Origin of the sequence: Pseudoflavonifractor sp. An187 (assembly GCF_002160275.1) — a bacterium.
Classification (GTDB): domain Bacteria; phylum Bacillota; class Clostridia; order Oscillospirales; family Oscillospiraceae; genus Enterenecus; species Enterenecus faecium.
The window spans coordinates 1-5,371 of the sequence record NZ_NFKG01000054.1; the positions used below are offsets into that span (position 1 = coordinate 1).

The 5,371-nt window shown below is 60.8% G+C and carries 6 protein-coding genes; all 6 read left to right on the plus strand.

All coding sequences use genetic code 11. The features are described 5' to 3' along the window. Positions 1-191: LPXTG cell wall anchor domain-containing protein (locus tag B5F22_RS11710; protein WP_143482259.1), on the plus strand; the 191-nt coding region annotated here is incomplete at its 5' end. A 732-nt stretch (positions 192-923) separates the two neighbouring features. Beyond that, entirely contained in the window at positions 924-1,841 is a 918-nt protein-coding gene (locus B5F22_RS11715) for a phosphatidylglycerol lysyltransferase domain-containing protein (RefSeq protein ID WP_158096698.1), read from the plus strand. Beyond that, positions 1,834-2,655 (plus strand): GNAT family N-acetyltransferase, encoded by an 822-nt coding sequence (locus B5F22_RS11720; RefSeq protein ID WP_087392692.1) that lies wholly within the window; start codon positions 1,834-1,836, stop codon positions 2,653-2,655. Before B5F22_RS11715 ends, B5F22_RS11720 begins: the two co-directional genes overlap by 8 nt. Positions 2,656-2,840: 185 nt before the next feature. Then, positions 2,841-3,647, plus strand: coding sequence for a transporter substrate-binding domain-containing protein (locus tag B5F22_RS11725; protein ID WP_087392693.1), 807 nt, complete (start codon positions 2,841-2,843; stop codon positions 3,645-3,647). Between the two features lie 73 nt (positions 3,648-3,720). Then, complete coding sequence (locus B5F22_RS11730; RefSeq protein ID WP_087392694.1) at positions 3,721-4,455, plus strand: amino acid ABC transporter permease; 735 nt, start codon at positions 3,721-3,723, stop codon at positions 4,453-4,455. Beyond that, positions 4,442-5,164 (plus strand): amino acid ABC transporter ATP-binding protein, encoded by a 723-nt coding sequence (locus B5F22_RS11735; RefSeq protein WP_087392695.1) that lies wholly within the window; start codon positions 4,442-4,444, stop codon positions 5,162-5,164. The genes B5F22_RS11730 and B5F22_RS11735 overlap by 14 nt, the downstream gene beginning before the upstream one ends. The last annotated feature ends 207 nt before the right edge of the window (positions 5,165-5,371 follow it).

A 5,371-nucleotide genomic window follows, 5' to 3' on the forward strand; every position in this document is an offset into this window, starting at 1 on the left:
CCGCTGTGGCTGCCCTCAGCGATGCCATGAACGGCCTCACCGCCGGTGGCGCTCCCGAGGCCACCCAGAAGCCTGAGAACAACGTGCCCCAGACCGGGGACAACGCCCAGCTGGGTCTGGTGTTCGGCGTCCTGGTGCTGTCCGCCGCCGGACTGGCTGCTGTGGTGACGATGCGCCGCCGTCGCAGCTAATTGTCAATCAAGTAAAAAAGTACGGTCAGAGAAATCTGGCCGTACTTTTTTCATGGATATGGGAAGCATACGATTGTTTTTTCTCTGGTGCGGGCTTGCCAGCCCAGGGGACGCGCTCCCCGCTGGGGGTCCATTTTGAGTGGCCAAAATGGACGAAAAGCCACAAAAGGGGCCCGCCCCTTTTGAAACCCCAATGATTTGATTTTGTTTTGTGCGTGGGGCCGTAGTCGGCCCTGGTCCCGGTGGGGTCACATAGATGGCACATAACCTCTCAGGGGTCTACCTACTCCGCTGGCAGATCTCCCTTTCATCGCCAGGGCCTCAAGTCTGGGTGGTGTGGGGCCGATTCCCGGCCGCCGTCGGCCGGGTGGACCAGAAAGGGCCGAAATCTGGAGAAACGTGCACTCTCCCAGCAGGAATAGAGAAAAACAGAGCGTTGTTCTTTCTTGGTATGGCATTGGCTTTCGGCCCGGCCTGAGAACCATCGCAGGTCCAGCCTCGTACCCCAGGGAGGTCCTTAGGGGGGAACGCCCTAAGCGATTCTTTCCCCGATTTCTCATCGGGGAGAAATCGGGCATAAGCGGAGCGTCCCCACCGGGGGCGCAGGTCTACACCTGAGAGGTTGGCGGAGTACAATCCCTCCGGGTGGGGTTGCGTTTTTCCTAGAAGTATGCTATGATATTGAAAATGGAAAAATCTCCGCTGAACGCGGACAAACGAGGTAATTTTTGTATGAGTTGCGAGTGTAAATTTGTAGCACCGAAATTGGAGGACCGCCAGTGGGCGGCCCCCCTGTTCCAGAAAACCGGCAGCATGGGCTGTCAGTACAACTTCAACAGCATGTATCTGTGGAGTGGCGCCTATCCCCAGCAGTATTGCCGGGTGGGTGACCGGGTGGTGGTGCGCCTGCTGGGCGGCCTGGGGGAGAGCTTCCTCTTCCCCCCTGGGACAGGCCCTCTGGCCCCTGCCCTGGAGGTGATGGAGGACAACGCCAAATCCCTGGGGGTGCCCCTGGTGATGGTGTGCGTCACCCCCGACCAGAAAGAGCAGCTGGAGGCGGAGTTCCCCGGCCGCTTCACCTTTGAGGAGGACCGGGACAGCTTCGACTACCTGTATGACGTGAACAAGATGGCGGACCTGCCCGGCAAGAAGCTGCACCAGAAGCGCAACCACATCCGCCGCTTTGACGACAACAACCCGGACTGGATGTTCCACCCCATCACCAAGGACAACATGCACCTGTGCCTGGAGATGGAGAAGGAGTGGGCCAACCTCAAGGACGCCAACGAGGACAAGAGCCTCAGCGCCGAGACGGTGGCCATCATCGAGGCCCTGTACCAGATGGACGCCCTGGAGATGGAGGGCGGGGTCATCACCGCCGGAGGCCGTCCCGTGGCCTTCTCCCTGGGCAGCCTCACCACTCCCGAGTGCTTCAACGTCCACTTTGAAAAGGCCTTTGCCGACATCCAGGGCTCCTACCCCACCATTGCCCGGGAGATGGCCCGGATGGTGCGGGAGCGCCACCCGGAGGTGAAGTGGCTCAACCGGGAAGACGACATGGGCCTGGAGGGGCTGCGGAAGGCCAAGCTGTCCTATTACCCTGAACTTCTCCTGGAGAAGTACACCGTGCGGGAGCAGAGTCATGGCTGAGTGCAGACACGCCCGGCCCCAGGAGCGGGAACAGACCCACCAGCTGTGGCGCAAGGTGTTCGGGGACGAGCCCCAGGCCCAAGAGGCCTTCTATGACCTGTGCGCCCCCCAGGGGCCCCTGGTGCTGGTGGAGGAGGGACAGGTGGAGAGCATGCTGGTGCTCACCCCCGTGTCCCTGGCCTGTCCCGCAGCCGCCCCCTGCCAAGGAACCTATCTGTACGCCCTGGCCACCAACCCCCACAGCCGGGGCAAGGGGTACGCCGCCCAACTCATGGACGCCGCCGCCCAGTGGACCGCCGACCAGGGGATGGACTTTGTGTGCACCGTCCCCGCCGCCCCCTCTCTGTTTCAGTTTTTCGGCAAAAACAGCTTTGAGCCCGCCTTTTACCACCTGCGCACTCCCCTCCCCGCCCCCCAGGAGGGGCCGTGGCAGGAGCTGACTCCCCAGGAGTATGTGGCCCTGCGGGAGGAGCTGCTGGGGGGCATCCCCCACATCGTCCACACCCCCGGCCAGGCCGCCTTTGAAGGCCAGCTCCACGGCACCCTCTACCGCCTGGACCTGACCCACGGCCCGGGCTGCGCCGTGGTGGAGGACTGGGGGAAGTTCCACATCGTCAAGGAACTGCTCTGCCTCCCCGGAGACGAGGAGGAGGGGGGCCGCCGAGTCGCCCACCTGTGCCACGGCCCGGGCGAGCTGCGCACCCCCGCCGGCCGGGCGGAAGGGGCCCCCTTTGGGGCCATCCGGTGGCTCACCGAGCCCCCCGCTCTCTGGCAGCAGACCCGCCGGGGCTACCTGGGACTGGCCCTGGACTGAGGGTTATGCAGGAAACTTGCATAAAAATGAATATACATTCATATCTATCCGGTCATTTTGGATAAAATACAGGAATATTCCGGTTTCCTCTTGCATTATATTCATTTCGGCGATATAATCATGGCAATCACTTCCCCCGGATGGGGCAGCTAAGACATGAAATGGATTTGAGGAGACGGATAAATATGAAAGTTTGGAAAAAGATTGCAGCCATGGCCATGGCCATTGGCATGGTGGCCTCTCTGGCCGCCTGCGGCAACACCAGCAGCAAGCAGGAGGGCGACGACTCCGGCCTGAAGACCGTGGAGAGCGGCAAGCTGCACATGTCCACCAACGCCCAGTTCCCCCCCTATGAGATGACCACCGACGACGGCGGCTTCGAGGGCATTGACGTGGAGGTGGCCCAGGCCATCGCCGAGAAGCTGGGCCTGGAGCTGGTGGTGGATGACATGGGCTTTGATGCCGCCCTCACCGCCGTCCAGACCGGCCAGAGCGATATGGCTATGGCTGGTATCACCGTCAACGACGACCGTCTGAAGGTCATGGACTTCTCCGACAGCTATGCCACCGGCGTGCAGGTGGTCATCGTCAAGGAGGGCTCCTCCATTCAGACCGTGGACGACCTGGCCAACGCCAAGATGATCGGCACCCAGAAGGGTACCACCGGATACATTTACTGCTCTGCTCCTGTGGAAGAGGACGGCTACGGTGAGGACCATGTCACCGGCTATGACAGCGGCGCTCTGGCTGTCATGGCTCTGATGAACGACCAGGTGGACGCCGTGGTCATCGACAACGAGCCCGCCAAGGCCTTTGTGGAGGCCAATGAGGGTCTGAAGATTCTGGACACCGAGTTCGCCGTGGAGGACTACGCCATCGGCGTGGACAAGGGCAACACCCAGCTGCTGGATGCCATCAACGGCGCGCTGAAGGAGCTCATTGCCGACGGCACCGTTCAGTCCATCGTGGACAAGTACATCACCGCAGAGTAAGAACGAGAGAAATTGAAGAAGGGCGGCCCCCTGTGCCGCCCTTCTTTCCTTCTTGAGGAAAGGAGCAGGTTTTATGTTATATAGGCTGATTGACTGGCTCAATGAGCTGGGACCACGTTTTTACACAGCCTTTCTCGAAGCAGACCGCTGGAAGCTTTATTTGCAGGGCCTGGGCCGCACCCTGGAGATGACCTTGGTGGCCCTGGTCATGGGCGTCATCCTGGGCGTAGTGGTGGCCGTGATACGAGCTGCCCACGACCAACAGCGGGCCGGACGGCGGAAACATCCCCTGCTGGCCATTTTAAACTTCATTTGTAAGATCTACACCACCGTCATCCGGGGCACCCCCATGATGGTGCAGCTGCTCATCTGGACCTTTGTCATCTTCCCCAGCATCCGGGACAAGATTCTGGTGGGTATCATCGGCCTGGGCATCAACTCCGGCGCCTATGTGGCGGAGATCGTCCGGGGCGGCCTGATGAGCGTGGACGGAGGCCAGATGGAGGCCGGCCGCTCTCTGGGCCTGGGCTATCTGGATACCATGCGTTTTATCGTGGTTCCCCAGGCATTTAAGAACATTCTGCCCTCTCTGGGCAACGAGCTGATTACCTTGTTCAAGGACACCTCCCTGGTCCAGGCCATCGGAGGCATGGAGCTGGTGTACTATGCCAGCACCATCGGAGGCCGTACCTTCGACTACATGCCCCCCTACATCGGCATTGCCGTGATGTATCTGTGTATTGTGGTGGTGCTCACCTGGCTCCAGGGTAAACTGGAAAGGAGGCTGCGTCAAAGTGATCGACGTTAAAAACTTATCCAAGTCCTTTGGCAACCACCTGGTGCTGGACAATTTGAACCAGCATATCTATCCCGGTGAAAAAGTGGTGGTACTGGGCCCCTCCGGCTCGGGCAAGTCCACCTTCCTGCGCTGCCTGAACCTGTTGGAGACCCCTACCGCCGGCACCATCACCTTTGACGGCACCGACATCACCGACCCCAAGTGCGACATCGACCAGGTGCGGCAGCACATGGGCATGGTGTTCCAGCACTTCAACCTGTTCCCCAACATGACCATCCGCAAGAACATCACCCTGGCTCCGGTGCGCACCCGTCGCATGAGCCAGCAGGAGGCGGACGACACCGCCACCCAGCTGCTGCGCCGAGTGGGTCTGGAGGAGAAGGCGGACGCCTATCCCAACCAGCTCTCTGGCGGCCAGAAGCAGCGCATCGCCATCGTGCGGGCCCTGGCCATGCGGCCCAAGGTGATGCTCTTTGACGAGCCCACCTCCGCTTTGGACCCTGAGATGGTGGGCGAGGTGCTGGATGTCATGAAGCAGCTGGCCGACGACGGCATGACCATGGTGGTGGTCACCCACGAGATGGGCTTTGCCCGGGAGGTGGGCAGCCGGGTGCTGTTCATGGACGGCGGACACATCCTGGAGGAGAACAAGCCCCAGGAGTTCTTTGCCAACCCCAAGCATCCCCGCACCATCGAGTTTTTGTCCAAAGTTCTGTAAGATAAGCCCCTTCTCTCTGCCTCAGGGTGGAGAGAAGGGGCTTTTGCCATGCCCAAAGGCTCCCCCTGTGCAAGGGGTTGTTCTTCTAAACGGCATCGTTCAGGCTTGCCAGCCTGGCAGGGACGCTCCGCTGGGGTAACTTTCTGACTGGGCAGAAAGTTACCAAAGACCCACCAAAGGCGGGGCCTTCCCCCGCCTTGTGGAATC

Bases quoted from the DNA above. Each gene is read 5' to 3' on its own strand.
- B5F22_RS11730 (WP_087392694.1), top strand. From the start codon at position 3,721: ATGTTATATAGGCTGATTGACTGGCTCAATGAGCTGGGACCACGTTTT.
- B5F22_RS11715 (WP_158096698.1), top strand. From the start codon at position 924: ATGAGTTGCGAGTGTAAATTTGTAGCACCGAAATTGGAGGACCGCCAG.
- B5F22_RS11725 (WP_087392693.1), top strand. From the start codon at position 2,841: ATGAAAGTTTGGAAAAAGATTGCAGCCATGGCCATGGCCATTGGCATG.
- B5F22_RS11720 (WP_087392692.1), top strand. From the start codon at position 1,834: ATGGCTGAGTGCAGACACGCCCGGCCCCAGGAGCGGGAACAGACCCAC.